Source organism: Streptomyces sp. NPDC033131, from assembly GCF_055578365.1.
The window spans coordinates 1-16,680 of the sequence record NZ_JBVIPA010000038.1 but is presented as its reverse complement, the minus strand read 5'-3'; the positions used below and the strand labels follow the sequence as shown (position 1 = coordinate 16,680).

General features: G+C 70.4%; 16 protein-coding genes and 1 pseudogene. 7 read left to right on the top strand and 10 right to left on the bottom strand.

The window, feature by feature from the left end; translation table 11 throughout:
• Nucleotides 1-505: 505 nt before the first annotated feature.
• The 4 genes from ACZ5XS_RS35275 (at nt 506) to ACZ5XS_RS35260 (ending at nt 3,295) form a co-directional block, all read left to right on the top strand.
• Entirely contained in the window at nt 506-877 is a 372-nt protein-coding gene (locus tag ACZ5XS_RS35275) for a hypothetical protein (protein WP_468658311.1), read from the top strand.
• Between the two features lie 98 nt (nt 878-975).
• A complete protein-coding gene (locus ACZ5XS_RS35270; RefSeq protein ID WP_468658309.1) occupies nt 976-2,304 on the top strand; it encodes a WXG100 family type VII secretion target in 1,329 nt (442 codons plus the stop codon).
• 26 nt (nt 2,305-2,330) lie between these two features.
• Nucleotides 2,331-2,828, top strand: a complete 498-nt coding sequence (locus ACZ5XS_RS35265; protein ID WP_468658307.1) for a hypothetical protein — start codon at nt 2,331-2,333, stop codon at nt 2,826-2,828.
• A gap of 2 nt (nt 2,829-2,830) precedes the next feature.
• Nucleotides 2,831-3,295, top strand: a complete 465-nt coding sequence (locus ACZ5XS_RS35260; RefSeq protein WP_468658305.1) for a hypothetical protein — start codon at nt 2,831-2,833, stop codon at nt 3,293-3,295.
• A 328-nt stretch (nt 3,296-3,623) separates the two neighbouring features.
• Here ACZ5XS_RS35260 and ACZ5XS_RS35255 read toward each other — a convergent pair whose 3' ends face one another.
• From ACZ5XS_RS35255 to ACZ5XS_RS35245, 3 genes are all read right to left on the bottom strand, one after another.
• Entirely contained in the window at nt 3,624-4,073 is a 450-nt protein-coding gene (locus ACZ5XS_RS35255; protein ID WP_468658303.1) for an RpiB/LacA/LacB family sugar-phosphate isomerase, read from the bottom strand.
• 179 nt (nt 4,074-4,252) lie between these two features.
• The gene (locus ACZ5XS_RS35250; RefSeq protein ID WP_468658301.1) at nt 4,253-5,494 is read right to left on the bottom strand and encodes an ROK family protein; all 1,242 of its coding nucleotides are present in this window, start codon (nt 5,492-5,494) and stop codon (nt 4,253-4,255) included.
• A gap of 36 nt (nt 5,495-5,530) precedes the next feature.
• A complete protein-coding gene (locus ACZ5XS_RS35245) occupies nt 5,531-6,172 on the bottom strand; it encodes an alpha-ketoglutarate-dependent dioxygenase AlkB family protein (RefSeq protein ID WP_468658299.1) in 642 nt (213 codons plus the stop codon).
• Between the two features lie 66 nt (nt 6,173-6,238).
• Between ACZ5XS_RS35245 and ACZ5XS_RS35240 the strand changes: the two genes are divergently transcribed.
• Nucleotides 6,239-7,390: a methyltransferase gene (locus ACZ5XS_RS35240; protein ID WP_468658443.1), complete on the top strand. Its 1,152-nt coding sequence runs from the start codon at nt 6,239-6,241 to the stop codon at nt 7,388-7,390.
• Nucleotides 7,391-7,429: 39 nt separating this feature from the next.
• Here ACZ5XS_RS35240 and ACZ5XS_RS35235 read toward each other — a convergent pair whose 3' ends face one another.
• Together ACZ5XS_RS35235 and ACZ5XS_RS35230 are read right to left on the bottom strand one after the other, a co-directional pair.
• Complete coding sequence (locus ACZ5XS_RS35235) at nt 7,430-8,278, bottom strand: class II fructose-bisphosphate aldolase (protein WP_468658297.1); 849 nt, start codon at nt 8,276-8,278, stop codon at nt 7,430-7,432.
• A 50-nt stretch (nt 8,279-8,328) separates the two neighbouring features.
• Nucleotides 8,329-9,210: an SIS domain-containing protein gene (locus ACZ5XS_RS35230; RefSeq protein WP_468658295.1), complete on the bottom strand. Its 882-nt coding sequence runs from the start codon at nt 9,208-9,210 to the stop codon at nt 8,329-8,331.
• Between the two features lie 123 nt (nt 9,211-9,333).
• On the opposite strand from ACZ5XS_RS35230, the gene ACZ5XS_RS35225 reads away from it, so the two are divergent.
• A complete protein-coding gene (locus ACZ5XS_RS35225) occupies nt 9,334-10,113 on the top strand; it encodes a DeoR/GlpR family DNA-binding transcription regulator (RefSeq protein ID WP_468658293.1) in 780 nt (259 codons plus the stop codon).
• An 84-nt stretch (nt 10,114-10,197) separates the two neighbouring features.
• Here ACZ5XS_RS35225 and ACZ5XS_RS35220 read toward each other — a convergent pair whose 3' ends face one another.
• A complete protein-coding gene (locus tag ACZ5XS_RS35220) occupies nt 10,198-11,385 on the bottom strand; it encodes a GDSL-type esterase/lipase family protein (protein WP_468658291.1) in 1,188 nt (395 codons plus the stop codon).
• 57 nt (nt 11,386-11,442) lie between these two features.
• Nucleotides 11,443-12,027: a TetR/AcrR family transcriptional regulator gene (locus ACZ5XS_RS35215; protein WP_468658289.1), complete on the bottom strand. Its 585-nt coding sequence runs from the start codon at nt 12,025-12,027 to the stop codon at nt 11,443-11,445.
• A gap of 147 nt (nt 12,028-12,174) precedes the next feature.
• Between ACZ5XS_RS35215 and ACZ5XS_RS35210 the strand changes: the two genes are divergently transcribed.
• The gene (locus ACZ5XS_RS35210) at nt 12,175-14,001 is read left to right on the top strand and encodes a glycoside hydrolase family 15 protein (RefSeq protein WP_468658287.1); all 1,827 of its coding nucleotides are present in this window, start codon (nt 12,175-12,177) and stop codon (nt 13,999-14,001) included.
• A 24-nt stretch (nt 14,002-14,025) separates the two neighbouring features.
• Here ACZ5XS_RS35210 and ACZ5XS_RS35205 read toward each other — a convergent pair whose 3' ends face one another.
• The 3 genes and pseudogenes from ACZ5XS_RS35205 to ACZ5XS_RS35195 all read right to left on the bottom strand — a co-directional run.
• Nucleotides 14,026-15,012, bottom strand: coding sequence for a hypothetical protein (locus ACZ5XS_RS35205; protein ID WP_468658285.1), 987 nt, complete (start codon nt 15,010-15,012; stop codon nt 14,026-14,028).
• 231 nt (nt 15,013-15,243) lie between these two features.
• Nucleotides 15,244-15,408, bottom strand: a pseudogene (locus ACZ5XS_RS35200) (phospholipase A2); the annotation flags it as partial.
• 60 nt (nt 15,409-15,468) lie between these two features.
• Nucleotides 15,469-16,680 (bottom strand): RNA-guided endonuclease InsQ/TnpB family protein (locus ACZ5XS_RS35195; RefSeq protein WP_468658283.1); only part of this gene is annotated, 1,212 nt, incomplete at its 5' end.

The window sequence follows — 16,680 nt, the reverse complement described above, 5'->3', positions numbered from 1 at the left end:
ACGCTAGGCGGCCGTGTCCCGTCCGGGCCACCGTGCACGGTGATCACATTCGCGCGCCGGGTGTGCACGGTGATCAGTCACCACCACGGCATGAGACGAGGTCGTGGGGGACCCGGGCCGGTCAGCAACAGGTCACGATTGAGGAGGCGTTCAGCCCGGAAACGGGTGGCCGGCGAGCGGCCCCCCGGTCGGCCGAGCGGCGAGCCGGAGTTCGGAGGCGCATCAGGCCGAGTGGCGACACGCCGGCCCGGCGTTCAGCCACTATGAGCGAGGTGTCCTGTCTTCAATGGCCTGAGTACGACCGCGTCTCGCGGGTTCCGATCTCTTGATCGAACAAGGTGGAGACACATGAGACGCACGGTGTGGAGGCACTACGGTACGGCTTGGCGATTGAAACGGAACTGCCGCGCGTTGCTTGCGTGGTACGGCGACACGGGGAGGCAGAGTCATGGCAGGGCCGGAACCAGGACAGACAGGAAGTAACTTGACGGGGAATCCCGTCGGGATGCGACTGAACCAGCTGCCTGCCGACACCGGAGGACCAACTGCCAACGGGCCGAGGGATCTTGCTTCCTCGCCGAGTGAGAAGAAGGCCGCAGCCAGGGCGATCGAGGATCACATAGAGCCCGAAACCCGCAAGGCCGGGGACTGGGCGGACGCGGAGACCGCCGAGGCCGTCAAGGAGTTCCGTGACGGATGGCTCGCGTCGGGCGCCTTGAAGAAGGCGCACGAGACATGGGGTGAGCAGGTCCAGAACCTGATGAACCGACTCGCGTCAGAGAAGCAAGCGCTGCGCAGTGCCAACACCGTCTTGCAGGGCACGGATATCCAAACAGGGGGAAGTCTGCGCTCCACGTCGGTGATCGACGGGTATTGACCGGACCGGATGGAGCGCTCAGCCATGGACAGCGGCTCCAGCTGTCAGGTCGACACGGCAAAAACAACGGGGAACCCATGCCGACGTATCGCGAGGTCATGACGACTGACCTGTCCACGCTCACCGCGGCTGCCGGCCGCTGGGACGGGATGGCAAAGGAGTTGCACAAGCAGGAGAGCGCCTACAAACGGGATGTCTACGGCATCTCCATGGGCCAGACCTGGATGGGGCTGAGCGCGGACGCCGCCAACCGTCGCTTCGCCATCACTCTCAAGGAGTTCCAGAACGCCCAGGCCGAGGCGAAGGCGGTGGCTTCGCTGCTGCGCGACGCTCACAGACAGTTCACGGACCTGCGCAAGAAGCTCGAGTCGGCCCGAGCCGACGCCCTCGAGGCCGGCATGGCGGTCTCACACGAGGGCGTGGTCTCCTACGACACCGCAAAGCTCAGCCAGGGTGAGCGCACTGCACTGCACCACGACCCCGACTATCAGCAGTCCGTACGCACAGCCGTCGCCTCCTGGCAGTCGCGCATCGACCAGTTGGTCAAGGATGTCGGCGAAGCCGACACCGGCGTCGAGATCGCCCTCACAGCAGTAGTGATCGACTCCAACCTCAACGACGGCACTCTCACCGGCTTCAACGGCCAGGCGCAGGGCGACATCGAGAAGTACGAAGCCGAAGCGGCGGCGGCCAAGGACACCCGCACGCAGACCGACGGATGGAAGTCGGAAGGCAACGCCAAGCTGACCGGGCCCGATGTCGGCCTCACCATCACCGCCGACCCCAAATACGGCAAGGAAGCATCGGTCAAGGCGTACGCCGACCTCTTCCACGCGACCGCGGACAAGACGCTGACCAAGGGAGACTGGAAGCTTTCCGGGATAGCCGACGCTTACGGGGGAGCCAGGGCCACCGCGAATTACGGCTTCAACGAAAAGGGCGTCGTCGGCAAGGCCGAGGCCTCCGCAGGGCTGCGGGCACTGGGCGAAATGAGGGCGGAGTACGGGCCCTACGCCGGTGGCTACGGCCGGGTCGAGGGCTTCGCCGGTGCTGAGGCCGGCGTCAACGCCAAGGTGACCAAAGAGGAGGTCACCGTCGGGGCGAAGGCCTTCGCCGGGGCAAAAGGAACCGTCGCCGGTGGCGGGGAGGTAGCCGGCATCGGCGTCGGCGCAGCAGCCGAGGGGTGGGCCGGTCCCGGCGCGGAGGCCTGGTGGGGCTACAAGAAGGACGACGACGGAACGTTCCGCCTCGGCGGCAAGGCCGGCGTCTCCCCCATCCTCGGAGGCTCGGTCGGATTCGAGATCACTCTCGATCCGGACAAGCTGAGCAAATCCGTCGGCGACGCGGCGGACGCGGTGGGGGATGCAGCCGACGCGGTCGGCGACGGCGCCAGCTCCGTCAAGGACAACATCACCGACCTGTTCTGATCTACTTCGTCTGGAAGGAGGCCCACATGCCCACGACACTGCCGATGCCCATCGCGTTCCGCTTGCCGGAGGGATGGCGCCCGGCCCGGCCGCAAGGGTTCGAGACCGAGAACGTGGCCTTCGCTGCCCTGCATCCGCAGCCGGATACCGGGTTCGCCGCGAATATCACCATCGACGGTGAGATACCACCGGACGCGGACACCCTGGGCAACCTGGCCAACGAATCGGTGGATCGCCTGCGCCAGGTCGCCGAGTCGGTAGTGGTGGCGCACCGCCGCGAGGTCGGCGCCGCTGACGCGCCCGCCCTGACCCAGCGGCTGACCTTCTCGACCGTCATCGACGGCGTGCGCCGCGACCTCGTCCAGTCACAGGTGTACCTGTCCCTGTCGGACATCGAAGATTCACACAAGCGCGCGGTGATACGGCTGTCTCTGACCGCCACCGCGGCCCAGCACGACGCCGTCCTGGGAGACTTTCAAGACTTCGTCCGCACAGTTCGCCCGGACACTGGGGGTGGGGTCTAGAAATGGGCCGTCTTTGGGACAAACTGACCGGCACTCAGCGCCCTGCCAGCGGTGTCGCACCGCTGCACAGCGGGGAGGTTCAGGCCGCGCTGCTCGCGCTCAACGGACCGGACGTGCTGTACCACGTGCGCAACGCTCTCCCGGCCGAGAAGGCCGACCTCGTCGCGGAGTGCAAGATTCCGAGGGTGGGTGTCACCCTCAAGACGCGGATGCGCCTGATCCCTGAGAAGCGCGAGGTACGTTTCCTCGACGAGCGGTGGGAGAACCGTTCGTCTGGCAACGCCGAAGCCCAGTACGGACGTGGGCACGCGCCAGCGGTGTACCGGCAGTGGGAGACCAAACAGGATCCCGACGGCAGTCGGCGCAAGGTCGAGACCTTTCGCTTCGACACGCGGGAAATGACAGATCCCCTGCGAAAAGCGGTCCTCGGCTCCGGATGGACCTACCGAGGCGTGTTCAAGCTCTGACCGGCCGACGACACACGGCACGGCCACCAGGCGGGGCGGAAACCCGCCCCAGTGCCACTCTGAAGGGCTGGCAGCTGGTGCGGAACCTCCGCACCAGCACCACATGCTCCAGGCCATCCTTACTCTTCTCTGACCCGACACCCTCGTGAGCCGTGCAAGACGGATCTGTTGAGCGGTTGGTGCCGGATGAGTAACCCGACGGCCACGAAGGGCTATTGACGCTCGTCGCCCCCCCCGATGGGGTTGTGCGTGCGGCGGGCCGATCTGCGCCGGCCGTTGGTGGCCGCGTTGTGGAGCCTTACCGCACCGGGGAGCCAGTAGTGCTTCGTCAGGTCCTGCCGAGGTCGAGGCGTGCGATGCGGGCGACGTTCTCCCGGTCCTCCGCGTCCTCGCCGGACGTGGCGGCGAACCAGGCGTCGAGGATCTCCTTGAGCAGCGGCTCGGACGTCAGCCGCAGACTGAGGGCCAGCGCGTTGGCGTCGTTCCAGCGGCGGGCGCCGTCGGCCGTGTAGGCGTCCGTGCACAGGGCGGCGCGTACGCCCGGCACCTTGTTCGCGGCGATCGACGCGCCGGTGCCGGTCCAGCAGCACACCACGGCCTGGTCCGCGGTGCCGGCGGCGACCTCGCGGGCGGCGGCCTCCGAGCAGACGGCCCACCGGGAGTCGTCGCCGGGGTTCAGCGCGCCGTACGGCACCACCTCGTGGCCGCGGTCGCGCAGTTCCGTGACGAGAGCGCGCGCCACGGGTTCGTCCATGTCCGAGGAAACGGAGATCCGCATGTCACGAGCCTACCCGGGGGTGACTCGGGGTCCCAGGGCACGGAGTCGCGCACACCGGCCTCAGGTGGCCCCGCCCGGTGTGCTCGGTGCCGTGCGTGCGGCGGCCGACGGAGCGACTGTTCCGGCCTCGGCGAGCACACCGACGAGGGAGACGGACCGGCCGGGAAGAGGCGCCGGCGTCACTGGGCCAGCGCGCCCAGCGGATCGTCCAGTACCGGCTGCCACGCCAACTCGGCCGCGCCGACCAAACTGTTGTGGTCGAGGGTGCACGCCAGGATGGGGACGCCGCCGCTCTGCCCCCACAGACTGCGGTCGGCGACGACCGCGCGCAGGCGGTGCGGGTCGGCGCCCAGCAGGGTGCGGTGCAGGCCGCCGAGAATGATCCGGTCCGGGTTGAGGATGTTCACCAGGCCGGCCAGACCGAGGCCGAGGCGGTCGATCAGGGCCTCGGTGGCGGTGCGGACGTACGGGTCGTCGTAGTGGTTGCGGATGAGGTCGTTGGCCTGCTGGAGGAGGGACACCTCCGGGCCCGGGTCGCGGTCCGCGGCGGTGAGGAAGGCGAGCGGGTCGGCCTCGACGTCGAGGCAGCCGCGGCTGCCGCAGTGGCAGGGGCGTCCCTCGGGGTTGACGGTGAGGTGGCCGACCTCGAGGGCCAGTCCCGCACTGCCGGTGTGCAGACGCCCGTCGAGCACCAGCGCGCCGCCCACGCCCCGGTGCCCGGTGGCCACGCACAGCAGGTCCCGGGCGCCGCGGCCCGCGCCGTGCCGGTGCTCGGCGAGCGCGGCGAGGTTGACGTCGTTGCCCGCGAAGGCCGGTCCGCCGATCCCGGCCGCGCGCACGCACTCCGCGAAGATGCGGCGGACCGGGGCGCCCACCGGCCACGCCAGGTGCAGCGGGTTCAGGGCGAGTCCGTCCGGTTCGGCGACCGCCGACGGCACGGCGAGCCCGGCTCCCACACACCGCCGTCCGGTCGTGCGCAGCAGTTCGGCGCCTGCTTCCACGACGGACACGAGGACCTTCGCGGGATCCTCTTCGACGGTCTCGCAGCCGGGGGCGGTGGCGACGATACGGCCGCCCAGACCGACCAGCGCCGCCCGGAACCCGTCGGCGTGCACCTGTGCGGCGAGGACGACGGGCCCGTCCTCGGCGACCGCGAGCCGGTGCGAGGGCCGCCCCTGCGAACCGGCCGCCGCGCCGGGCCGGGCGTCGACCCGGATCAGCCCGAGCGCCTCCAGTTCGGCGGCGACCGCGCCGGCGGTGGCCCGCGTCACGCCGAGCTCGGCGGTCAGGACGGCGCGGGTCGGCGCGCGTCCGGTGTGCACGAGCTCCAACGCGGGCCCGAGAGCCCCGCGCCCCCGGTCCAGCCGCGCTCTCGAGGTGGTCCCTTCCCCCGCCGTACGGGGGTCCGCCTTGCCGCTCATGAGGGCGAGTCTCCCATGATCCGCAGCCCCGGCGGCCTACAGGCCACTCGCCCGAAGCGTGATGTTCAGCCGCCCGGTCAGCCCCAACTCCGGCGGTGCGGTACCCGCATGGACCCGGGGTACCCCGTGGTACGCGAGCCGGGACGGCCCGCCGAACACGAAGAGGTCGCCGCTGCGCAGTTCGACGTCCGTGTACGGCCGGGTCCGGGAGTCGGGGTTGCCGAAGCGGAACACGCAGGTGTCGCCGAGGCTCAGCGACACCACCGGCGCGTCCGACTTCTCGTCGCTGTCGCGGTGCATGCCCATGCGGGCGTCGCCGTCGTAGAAGTTGATCAGCGCGATGTCGTAGGGAACCGGTTCGGCGCCCAGGGCCTCACGCGCCGCGTCCCGGCCCAGGTCGCCCAGCCAGTCGGGGAACGGCTTCACGGGGGTGCCGTCACCGTCGACGACCGTGCGGGCATAGGCGTACGGATACCAGTGCCAGCCCAGACAGACCTGGCGGGCGGTCATCGTGCCGCCGCCGGGTGTGCGGACCGTTCTGAGGCCGGCGGGCGGTCTGGCCCACTCCCGGCAGGCTTCGAGGAGCTCGCGCTGCCGGGCCGTGTCCAGCCAGTCCGGCACGTGCACCGCGCCGGGCGCGACCTCCGTACGGGCTCTGGGAAACAGCTCGCTGTCCATGGTTCCATCCTGCCCGACAGGGCTGAGCTGCTGCTCCGCTAGCCTGGGGGCACGATGACCGACCGTATGACGACTCCCTGGGGCGAGCTCACGCTGTCCCGTTTCCCCGAGGATCCGCGTGACCAGCTGCGCGCCTGGGACGCCTCCGACGACTACCTCCTCAGGCATCTGGCGGACCAGGACGTGCCGCTGTCCGGCACGGTCGTGGTGGTCGGGGACCGCTGGGGCGCGCTGGTCACGGCGCTCGCGGCGCACCGGCCGGTGCAGATCACCGACTCGTACCTGACCCAGGAGGCGACCCGGGCGAACCTGGCGCGGGCCGGTGTCGAGACGGGTGCGGTGCAGCTGCTCACCACGCAGGATCCGCCGCCCGGGCGGGTCGACGTCCTGCTGGTGCGGGTGCCGAAGAGCCTGGCCCTGCTGGAGGACCAGCTGCTGCGGCTGGCGCCCGCGGTGCACGAGGGCACGGTCGTCGTCGGCACCGGCATGGTGAAGGAGATCCACACCTCGACGCTGCGGTTGTTCGAGCGGATCCTCGGTCCGACCCGCACCTCGCTCGCGGAGAAGAAGGCCCGGCTGATCTTCTGCACGCCGGAGCCGAAGCCGTCGCCGTCGCCGTCGCCGGAGCGCACCACCAGTCCGTGGCCGTACAGCTATGAGCTTCCCGGCGGTGTCGGCCTCGTCTCGGGCCGTACGGTCGTCAACCACGCGGGGGTCTTCTGCGCGGACCGCCTCGACGTCGGCACCCGGTTCTTTCTGCAGCACCTGCCGGGCAGCCGTGGCGGACAGCGGGTGGTGGACCTGGGATGCGGCAACGGTGTCGTCGGTACGGCGATGGCGCTGGCGGATCCGGAGGCCGAGGTGCTGTTCGTGGACGAGTCGTTCCAGGCGGTGGCCTCGGCGGAGGCGACGTTCAAGGCGAACGGCGTGCCGGGGCATGCCGAGTTCCGGGTCGGGGACGGGCTGGCGGGGGTGCCGGCCGACAGCGTGGACCTGGTGCTGAACAACCCGCCGTTCCACTCCCACCAGACGACGACGGACGCCACCGCCTGGCGGATGTTCACCGGGGCGCGGCGCGCGCTCAGGCCGGGCGGCGAACTGTGGGTGATCGGCAACCGTCATCTCGGCTACCACCTGAAGCTGCGCCGGTTGTTCGGCAACAGCCAACTGGTCGCCAGTGACGCGAAGTTCGTGGTGCTGAAGGCAGTCAAGAGGTAGCGGCGGCAGGCCGTGCGGCGTACGACCGCGCCGGTCCCGTCAGCCGAGGACCCGGATGATCCCGGCCACCGCCCGCACCATCGCCTCCCGGCCCACTCCGAGGTACGCCCGCGAGTCGACCGCCTCGGGGTGCGTGGCCAGGAACTCGCGGATCGCACCGGTCATGGCGATGTTGAGGGCCGTGCCTACGTTGACCTTGGTGATGCCTCCCGCGGCGGCCTTGGTCAGCTCGCCGTCCGTCACTCCGGACGAGCCGTGCAGCACGAGGGGTACGTCCAGGGCGGCGGTCAGGCTCTCGAGGAGGGCGTGGTCCAGGGTCGCGGTGCGGGCGGTCATGGCATGGGAGCTGCCGATGGCCACGGCGAGGGCGTCGACGCCGGAGTCTGCGACGAAGGAGCGGGCCTCGGCGGGGTCGGTGCGGGCGCCGGGTGCGTGGGCGTCCCGCGGCGACTCGCCGTCCTTGCCGCCGATTCGGCCCAACTCGGCCTCGATCCACAGCCCTTGGGCGTGCACCCAGTCGGCGGCGGCTCTGGTCGCGGCAAGGTTCTCGTCGTACGGCAGACGGGCCGCGTCGTACATCACGGAGCTGAATCCGGCGTCGGGTGCCTGCCGCAGCAGGCGGTCGCTCTGCACATGGTCGAGGTGCAACGCGACGGGTACGGAGGCGTGTTCGGCGGCGGTGACGGCGGCGCGGGCGAGCGGAAGCAGGCGTCCATAGCGGAACTTGACGGCGTTCTCGCTGACTTGGAGGACGACGGGCGAACCCACCGACTCCGCACCGGCGATGACCGCCTCGACGTGCTCCAGCGTGATGATGTTGAAGGCGGCGACGGCGGAGTGCGCGGTGGCGGCGCGCGTCACGAGCTCACCGGTGGTGACGAGGGGCACGGCTGATCCTTCCGAAAACTTCAGAGGGCGCCAGAGGGCATCAAGGGGCGTCAGGGGGCGAGGATCACCGAGCGGGTGAGGTGGCGCGGCCGGTCGGGGTCGAGGCCGCGGGCCGCTGCGACGGCGACGGCGAGCCGCTGGACGCGGACCAGTTCGGCGAGCGGGTCGAGGCCGCCCGCGACCCACAGCGCGCCCGTGTCGCGGACCTGTTCGGGCAGGCCGTCCGGTGCCTCGCCGAGCATCCAGGTGGCGGTGCCGTGGGTGGTGACGCTGATGGGGCCGTGCCGGTACTCCATCGCCGGGTAGGCCTCGGTCCAGGCGAGGCAGGCCTCACGCATCTTCAGCCCGGCCTCGTTGGCCAGCCCGACCGTCCAGCCGCGGCCGAGGAAGGTGAACTGCGAGCAGTCCACAAGCCCTTGGGGCAGCTGCGCGCGGAGCGCGGTGCGGGCGTCGGCGACGACGGCGTCGGTGTGCAGGCCGAGGTGGGCGCGGAGCAGGGTGAGCGCGGTGGTGGCGAACCGGGTCTGCACGACGGACCGTTCGTCCGCGAAGTCGAGGACGACGAGGTCGTCGGCGGCTGCCACGACAGGGGTGTCGGGGTCCGCGGTGATGGCGGTGGTGCGGGTGCGTCCCCGCAGCTCGCCGAGGAGTTCCAGCACTTCGGTGGTGGTGCCGGAGCGGGTGAGGGCGACGACTCGGTCGTACGAGCGGCCGTACGGGAACTCGGAGGCGGCGAAGGCGTCCGTCTCGCCCTGGCCCGATTGCTCGCGCAGGGCCGCCACGGCCTGCGCCATGAAGTAGGAGGTGCCGCAGCCGACGATCGCGACCCGCTCCCCCGGCGCCGGCAGCGCCGCGCCGTGTTTCGGCGCCCGCTCAGCCGCGCGTGTCCAGCACTCGGGCTGGCTCGTCAGCTCGTCCTCGACATGGGTCATGCCACACCTCTCTACTTTGCTTGTTTGTGCAAGATATAGCGTTGTTTCGAGCAGAATCAAGCATTCAGCTCAAAGTGGGGGTGCGCTAGGGTCACCGGGAGATCGAGGAAGGGAGGGGCGCGGATGTCACGCGACGCCCGGTGGAAGACGCTGCTGGAACTGCTCGTCGAGCGCGGCCGCCTGGACGTCGAGGAGGCGGCCGCCGAGCTGGCGGTCTCGTCCGCGACCATCCGGCGCGACTTCGACCAGCTGGCCGAGCAGCAGATGCTCGTGCGTACCCGGGGCGGCGCGGTCGTGCACGGCGTGTCGTACGAGCTGCCGCTGCGCTACAAGACGGCCCGCCACGCCTCCGAGAAGCAGCGCATCGCGAGGGCGGTGGCCGACCTCGTCGCCCCCGGCGAGGCGGTGGGCCTCACCGGCGGCACGACCACGACCGAGGTGGCGCGGGCGCTGGCCGTGCGCGCCGACCTCGCGGCCGGTTCACCCGCGCTGACCGTGGTCACGAACGCGCTGAACATCGCCAACGAGCTGGCCGTACGCCCGCAGTTCAAGATCGTGCTGACCGGAGGGGTCGCGCGCCCGCAGTCGTACGAACTCGTGGGGCCGCTCGCGGACGGAGTGCTCAGCCAGATCACGGTCGACGTGGCGGTGCTCGGGGTCGTCGCCTTCGACGTCACGCACGGCGCCTCGGCCCACGACGAGGCGGAGGCGGCGATCAACCGGCTGCTGTGCGAACGCGCCGAGCGTGTGGTCGTCGCCGCGGACTCCAGCAAGCTGGGGCAGCGGGCCTTCGCCCGGATCTGCGCGACGGAGTCCGTGAACACCCTGGTCACGGACGCGGCGGCCGCGCCGGAGACGGTACGGCGGTTCGAGGACGCGGGGCTCAGGGTCGTGTCGGTCTAGGGGCGGGACCGGCGGTCGGCGCGCCGCAGGGGGTACTTGGGGCACGCATGGGGCACGTGACGCACTCGGGGCGCCGACGGGGACTCAGCTGCCGCCGTCGTCCGCGAAGGCCCCGCCGGCCGCGAAGGCCAGCTCGGCGAAGCGTTCCCCGATGAGGCGGTGGGTGGCGGCGTCCGGGTGGAGGTTGTCGGGCAGGGGGCGCTCGGCGGAGTCCGGCTCGCCGTACAGGTCGCGGCCGTCGAGGTAGTGCAGATTCGGGTCGTCGGCCGCTCGCTGCGCCACGATCCGGGCCAGCTCGTCCCGTATGACGCCGAGGGTGAGTTTCCCGCTCGCGCGCTCCGCCGGATCGCCCATGGCCACGAACCGCAGTTGCCCGGAGCCGAGATCACCGAAGTCCGGGGCGGCGGGGCCGGGCGTGTCCTCGTGGATGGGGCACAGGATGGGCGAGACGACCAGCAGCGGGACGGTGGGGTGCCCTTCGCGGATGGTGTCGAGGAACCCGTGGACGGCGGGGGTGAAGGCACGCAGGCGCATCACATCCAGATTGACCAGGTTGATTCCGATCTTGACGCTGATCAGGTCGGCGGAAGTGTCCCGCAGGGTGCGCGCGGTGAACGGGTCGAGCAGGGCGCTGCCGCCCAGGCCCAGGTTGATCAGCTCCACACCGCCCCTGGCGGCGGCGAGTGCGGGCCAGATGGCGGTGGGCCCCGCGGCGTCGGAGCCGTGGCTGATCGAGCTGCCGTGGTGCAGCCACACCCTGCGGCCCGAGGGCGGGGCCACCTCGACGGGGGCGTCGGTGCGCAGGGCGACGAGCTCGGTGGTCTCGTTGTGCGGCAGCCAGATCTCGACGTCCTTGACGCCCTCGGACAGGCCGGTGAAGAGGAGGGTGCCGGGCTGTCCGGGCCGTCGCTCGAAGCTCCCGGTGGTCATGTCGATCGTCAGGGTGTGCCCGTCCGTCACACTGCCCCGGCCCGCCGGGCGGCCGTCGACGAGCAGTTCGTAGACCCCGTCCGGGCGAGGTGGGGCGCCCACGTAGACCCGCTTGGTGGGCAGGGTGTCCAGTTCGACGGCGGTCGCCCGGGTGCGGAAGACCAGCCGTACGCCGGAGGGCTGGGACTCGGCCATGGCCAGTTGCCCGTCGCTGTACTGGGCCCGGGCCCGGGCGGGCAGCCGGTGCGGCAGCACACCGTGCTCGGTGCGCTCCAGGTCGAGGGCTCCGCGCAGGAGGTCCATGGTGATGGGCGTGGTGATCCAGTAGTCCTTGGTGTGCATGACCCCAACCTGTTGATCGACGTGTCTGAACTGCGTGGACGGTGCGAACCGGGCGGACTACACGGATGGCGTGGGCGGCGCGGGCCAGTTCCGCAGCAGCGCGTCAAGTGCGTCCAGGACTCTTGACCAGGTCTCCTGTGAGTCGGGGGCGCTGTGACTGAACCCTCCCCCCAGTTCCAGGCTGACATAGCCGTGGAAGACGCTGCCCAGCAGCCGGACCGCATGCGTCTGGTCCGGCTCCGTCAGGTCGTAGCCGCGCAGGATCGCCCGGGTCATCTGAGCGTGTCTGCCACCGGCACTGGCGGCCGCCGCCTCCGGGGAGAGCTTCAGCTGGGCCGCCGCGTAGCGGCCGGGGTGCTCGCGGGCGTAGTCGCGGTAGACGTTGGCCAGGGCGGTCAGGGCGTCCTTGCCGGCCCGGCCCGCGAGCGCGGCCGCGCCTCGGTCGGCCAGCTCCTCCAGGGCGAGCAGGGCGATCCCCGTCCTGAGGTCCTGGGAGTTCTTCACGTGCGAGTACAGACTCGCGACCTTGACGTCGAACCGCCTGGCGAGCGCCGAGACGGTCACCTGGTCGAAGCCGACCTCGTCGGCCAGCTCGGCCCCCGCCCGCACGAGGCGTTCCCTGGTGAGCCCTACGCGCGCCATAACCAACCCTCCCTTTACCTTAAGTCATTGTGCACTTGCCTAATAACTGTAGGCAAACCGCCAATCTCCTGCCACGACTCCTGGGCGCCGGGCGCGCCGCTCCCCCTAAGCTGAGGCTGAGATGCGTGCCGGGCCGGGGAGGCTGCGATGGTTGCAACACAGCATGTGTCCGGGGCCCCTCGCTATCTGCCGATCGCCGAGCACGGTCTGATCGGCGACCTGCGCAGCGTGGCCCTGGTGGGGACCGACGGCACGATCGACTGGTACTGCTGCCCCTCCTTCGACGCCCCGAGCGTCTTCGCCTCGGTCCTGGACGCGGACAAGGGCGGCCGCTTCGAGCTGGCGGCGAGCGTGCCGGCCCGCACCAAGCAGTTCTATTTCCCCGACACCAACGTTTTGATCACCCGGTTCTTCACCGAGGACGGCGTCGGTGAGGTGCAGGACTTCATGCCGGTCGACGGCGACTCGGTGGAGACCGAACGCCATCGGCTGATCCGCCGGGTGCTGTGCGTGCGCGGCTCCATCCCCTTTCGGACCCGCGTGGCGCCGCGCTTCGACTACGGCGCCGAGCCGCACACCGTGCGCATGGTCGGCGACGTCGCGGTGTTCGAGTCCGCCAAGCTGTCGCTGGGGCTGACCGCGACCGTGCCGCTGGAGGTCGACGGGCTGGACGCGCGCGCCGACTTCAAGCTGACCGAGGGCGAGTCGGCGGTGTTCGCGCTGGACCAGGTGGGCGGCGAGGTGGCGCCGCGCCGGTGTGCGCGGACGGAGGCCGAGGAGCAGTTCACCACCACGGTGGCGTACTGGCGCACGTGGCTGTCCGCGTCCAAGTACCGCGGCCGCTGGCGGGAGATGGTGCACCGTTCGGCTCTCACGCTGAAGCTGCTCACCTACGCGCCGACCGGCGCGATCGTGGCCGCCCCGACGACCAGCCTGCCCGAGAAGCTCGGCGGCGAGCGCAACTGGGACTACCGGTACGTGTGGGTACGCGACGCCGCCTTCTGCGTGTACGCGTTGCTGCGGCTGGGCTTCACCGGCGAGGCCGAGGCGTTCATGAACTTCGTGACCCGGCACATCAGTCCGGGCGACGGCAAGCCGTCCGGCCCCCTGCAGATCATGTACGGCATCGACGGCCGCACCGACCTGCCCGAGCGTGAACTCTCCCACCTGGAGGGACACCAGGGCTCCGCGCCGGTACGGGTCGGCAACGGCGCCGCCGAGCAGCTGCAGCTCGACATCTACGGCGCGCTGATCGACTCGATCTACCTCTACGACAAGTGGGCCAAGCCGATCTCCAGCGACCAGTGGGACGACGTGTCCGCGCTGGTGGACTGGGTGTGCGAGAACTGGGACCAGCCCGACGAGGGCATCTGGGAGACCCGCGGCGGCCGCAAGAACTTCCTGTACTCGCGGCTGATGTGCTGGGTGGCGATCGAACGGGCGATCCGCATGGCCAACCGGCGCGGCCTGCCCGCCGATCTGAACCGCTGGCGGGAGTGCCGCGACACGATCTACCGGCGGATCATGAAGCGCGGCTGGTCCGAGACCCGCCAGGCCTTCGTGCAGACCGAGGACGGCGACGTCCTCGACGCGGCCGTCCTGATGATGCCGTTGACGAAGTTCATCGCGCCGACCGACCCCAAGTGGCTGTCCACCCTGGACGCGCTCACCCACGACCTGGTCTCCGACTCGCTGGTCTACCGCTACGACCCGCTGGAGAGCCCCGACGGACTGCACGGCGACGAGGGCACGTTCTCCATCTGCTCGTTCTGGTACGTCGAGGCCATGGTGCACGCCGGACGGATCGACGAAGCGCGGCTGGCCTTCGAGAAGATGCTCACCTACGCCAACCATCTGGGCCTGTACGCCGAGGAGATCAGCCACACCGGCGAGCAACAGGGCAACTTCCCACAGGCGTTCACCCATCTCGCCCTGATCAGCGCGGCGTTCAACCTGGATCGCGCCCTGGGCTGAGGAGCCGCGGCGCGACTTCCGGGGTCAGTGCCCGTGGTCGTCCGAGGGCGCGTCGCCGAGGGGGGACTCGGGTACGTCGCTCGGCTCGTCGTCCGCGACCGCGCCCGCCGTCCCCGCCCGGACCGTGAACGCCGCGGTGTGGACCGTGTCGCCGTGCTTGAAGTCGAGGAAGAGCCGGTAGGTGCCGCTGCTCGGCGCGGTGGCCGCGAACGAGATGTCCGGGCCGGGCTCGGTCGTGCCGTCGCCGGGTTCGCCGTTCGGGTGGACGTGGAGGTAGGCGAGGTCGCCGGAGCGCAGGGCGACCAGATGGCCGTACGCGCCGAGGTAGGGCTGGAGGTCGGTGACCGGCTTGCCGTTCCGGGAGACGTTCAGGGTCAGGTTCCTTGCCGTGCCCGGGCGCAGGGTGCCGTCCAGCGCCACCTCGTAGCCGTCGACCTCGGCCGTGGCATTCGGCGCCGGAAGGTCCTTCGGCGCGTAGGGGCCCGAGGCCGCCAGATCCGCGCCGAGGGTGAGGTTCTCGGCGTTCTTCCTCGCCGGGGTGAAGTCGGCGAAGACCCGGTAGCCGCCCGCGCGGGGCAGGTCGACGGGGATGCTCCAGGTGCCGTCGGCGGCGCGGGCCGGGTGCAGGTGGCGGTAGGTGACCAGGTCGCGTGAGGCCACGATGAGGTGGAGTTCCTTGTCGTGTTCGCGCTGGTAGGCGGTGACGGCCCGGCCGCTGTCGTCCCGTACGACGAAGCGCAGGTCGGACGGGCGCCCGGCGGTGACCCGGGTGGTTTCGAGGTCGAGGGTGTAGCCCTTCTCGGAGATCTGCAGTCCCCCGGCCGGCTCCGCCTCGTGCCCGCCGTGCCCCTCCCCTCCCTCCGGTGGCGGCGACGCCTCGCTGTGGCTCTCGTGACGCGGGGGCGCACTGTCCTCGCCGACGGGGTCGAGGCCCTTTCCCACTCCGTAGGCGGTACCGAAGGTCGCGGCGAGCGCGGCCGCGAACGTGGTGATCTTCAGTCCGGCATGCATGGGTCGGCTCCCGGGAGACACGGCCTCGGGCTTCGAGCGAGGCCTCGATACGTCCACCATACCCCCAGGGGGTACCCAGTCAAGCCTTTGGGGTACTCGTTCGAGATACAGGGTGGGGGTATCGAGGAAGCCGCCCACCGGCACCGGAACCGGCACCTCGGCCGGCGAGGTGCCGGTGCTCGCTGGAGGCCGTCGCGTCCGGTCGGGGGCGCCCCCGACCGGGCGGACCTCTCAGCCGAAGGCCTTCACGGCCTGGTAGTACGTCCATGCCGTGCTGTTGCAGGCGGTCCTGGTGCCGCCCGTGTACTTCGCGCACACTCGCTTGAGGTCCTCGTGGAAGGCGCTGTCGAGCCGGGTCTTGTGGGCACTGAAGGCGCCGGCCGCCTTGTAGTTGCGTTGACTTGCACCTTGCCCTGAAGGGCGAGGATTCTGGCCTTCTCGATCGTTGCTGTGCCGCTACGCGGCACAGGGTGCGGTCGAGGATCCGTGGCTTCCTGTTTCTTCGCGCTGTGCCGGGATTGCTCCAGGTCTTACCGGCGCTCCGCAGGCCGATACCGCCAGTCCGGCGGCCGTCTTCACGTTGATCGCGGCGTTGATGTCCCGGTCGTGGACGGTGCCGCAGGCGGCACAGGTCCATTCCCTCACGTCGAGGGGTTTGGGCCCGTCTTTGACGCCGCAGGTGGAGCAGGTCTGGCTGGTCGGCTCGAACCGGCCGATCTTGATCAGGGTCCGTCCGTACCGCTCCGCCTTGTACCGGAGCATGTTGACGAATGAGGCCCAGCCGGCGTCGTGGACGGACTTGGCCAGCCGGGTGCGTGCCAGTCCCGTCACCGACAGGTCCTCCACGGCGATCCCTTGGTTCTCGGAGATCAGCTTTGTGGAGAGCTGGTGGTGGAACTCATGGCGGGCATCGGTGACCCTGGCGTGGGCGCGAGCGACCTTGAGCCGGGCCTTGGCGCGGTTCTTCGAACCTTTCTGCTTGCGGGACAGTTCCCGCTGGGCCTTCTTCAGCTTCTTCTCCGCGCGGCGCAAGAACCGCGGGGAGTCGATCTTCGTGCCGTCGGACAGGACCGCGAAGTGCGTGAGGCCGAGGTCGATGCCGATGGTGCGGTCGGTGGCGGGCATCCGCTCGGCATCCGCCTGTGGGTCGGTGTCGATGACGAAGGAGGCGAAGTACCGCCCGGCGGAATCCTTGACCACGGTGACCGAGGTGGGGGTGGCGGGCAGCGTGCGGGACCACTTCACCTTCACCGCCCCGATCTTGGGCAGGTTCAGCCGTCCGCTGTCGGTGATCTTCCAGCGGGCGTTGGCGGTGAACCGGATCGACTGGCGGGTGTCCTTGCGGGACTTGAACCGCGGCGCACCCAGTTTCAGGCCCTTGCGGGTGCCCTTGAGGGAGGCGAAGAAGTTGCGGTACGCGGTCTCGGCGTCGCGCAGGGACTGCTGCAGGACGACCGCGGAGACCTCGCCCAGCCAGGACCGCTCCACGGTCTGCTTCGCCTGGGTGATCAGCCGTGTGGACAGCTCGCCGATCTTCGGAAACGGCTTCCCGGCCTCGCGGGCGTACACGGCGTCGTTGAACACGACGCGGGCGCACCCGAACGTCTTCGCCAACGCGGTCTGCTGGCCGGGGTCCGGGTACAACCTGAAGGCGTACCTGAGCTGCAT

What these genes read in the sequence shown, in the direction of transcription:
- ACZ5XS_RS35260 (WP_468658305.1), top strand. Translation starts at nt 2,831, where the DNA reads ATGGGCCGTCTTTGGGACAAACTGACCGGCACTCAGCGCCCTGCCAGC.
- ACZ5XS_RS35245 (WP_468658299.1), bottom strand. Translation starts at nt 6,172, where the DNA reads ATGGACAGCGAGCTGTTTCCCAGAGCCCGTACGGAGGTCGCGCCCGGC.
- ACZ5XS_RS35240 (WP_468658443.1), top strand. Translation starts at nt 6,239, where the DNA reads ATGACGACTCCCTGGGGCGAGCTCACGCTGTCCCGTTTCCCCGAGGAT.
- ACZ5XS_RS35270 (WP_468658309.1), top strand. Translation starts at nt 976, where the DNA reads ATGACGACTGACCTGTCCACGCTCACCGCGGCTGCCGGCCGCTGGGAC.
- ACZ5XS_RS35250 (WP_468658301.1), bottom strand. Translation starts at nt 5,494, where the DNA reads ATGAGCGGCAAGGCGGACCCCCGTACGGCGGGGGAAGGGACCACCTCG.
- ACZ5XS_RS35265 (WP_468658307.1), top strand. Translation starts at nt 2,331, where the DNA reads ATGCCCACGACACTGCCGATGCCCATCGCGTTCCGCTTGCCGGAGGGA.
- ACZ5XS_RS35210 (WP_468658287.1), top strand. Translation starts at nt 12,175, where the DNA reads ATGGTTGCAACACAGCATGTGTCCGGGGCCCCTCGCTATCTGCCGATC.
- ACZ5XS_RS35220 (WP_468658291.1), bottom strand. Translation starts at nt 11,385, where the DNA reads ATGCACACCAAGGACTACTGGATCACCACGCCCATCACCATGGACCTC.
- ACZ5XS_RS35275 (WP_468658311.1), top strand. Translation starts at nt 506, where the DNA reads ATGCGACTGAACCAGCTGCCTGCCGACACCGGAGGACCAACTGCCAAC.
- ACZ5XS_RS35205 (WP_468658285.1), bottom strand. Translation starts at nt 15,012, where the DNA reads ATGCATGCCGGACTGAAGATCACCACGTTCGCGGCCGCGCTCGCCGCG.
- ACZ5XS_RS35215 (WP_468658289.1), bottom strand. Translation starts at nt 12,027, where the DNA reads ATGGCGCGCGTAGGGCTCACCAGGGAACGCCTCGTGCGGGCGGGGGCC.
- ACZ5XS_RS35225 (WP_468658293.1), top strand. Translation starts at nt 9,334, where the DNA reads ATGTCACGCGACGCCCGGTGGAAGACGCTGCTGGAACTGCTCGTCGAG.
- ACZ5XS_RS35230 (WP_468658295.1), bottom strand. Translation starts at nt 9,210, where the DNA reads ATGACCCATGTCGAGGACGAGCTGACGAGCCAGCCCGAGTGCTGGACA.
- ACZ5XS_RS35255 (WP_468658303.1), bottom strand. Translation starts at nt 4,073, where the DNA reads ATGCGGATCTCCGTTTCCTCGGACATGGACGAACCCGTGGCGCGCGCT.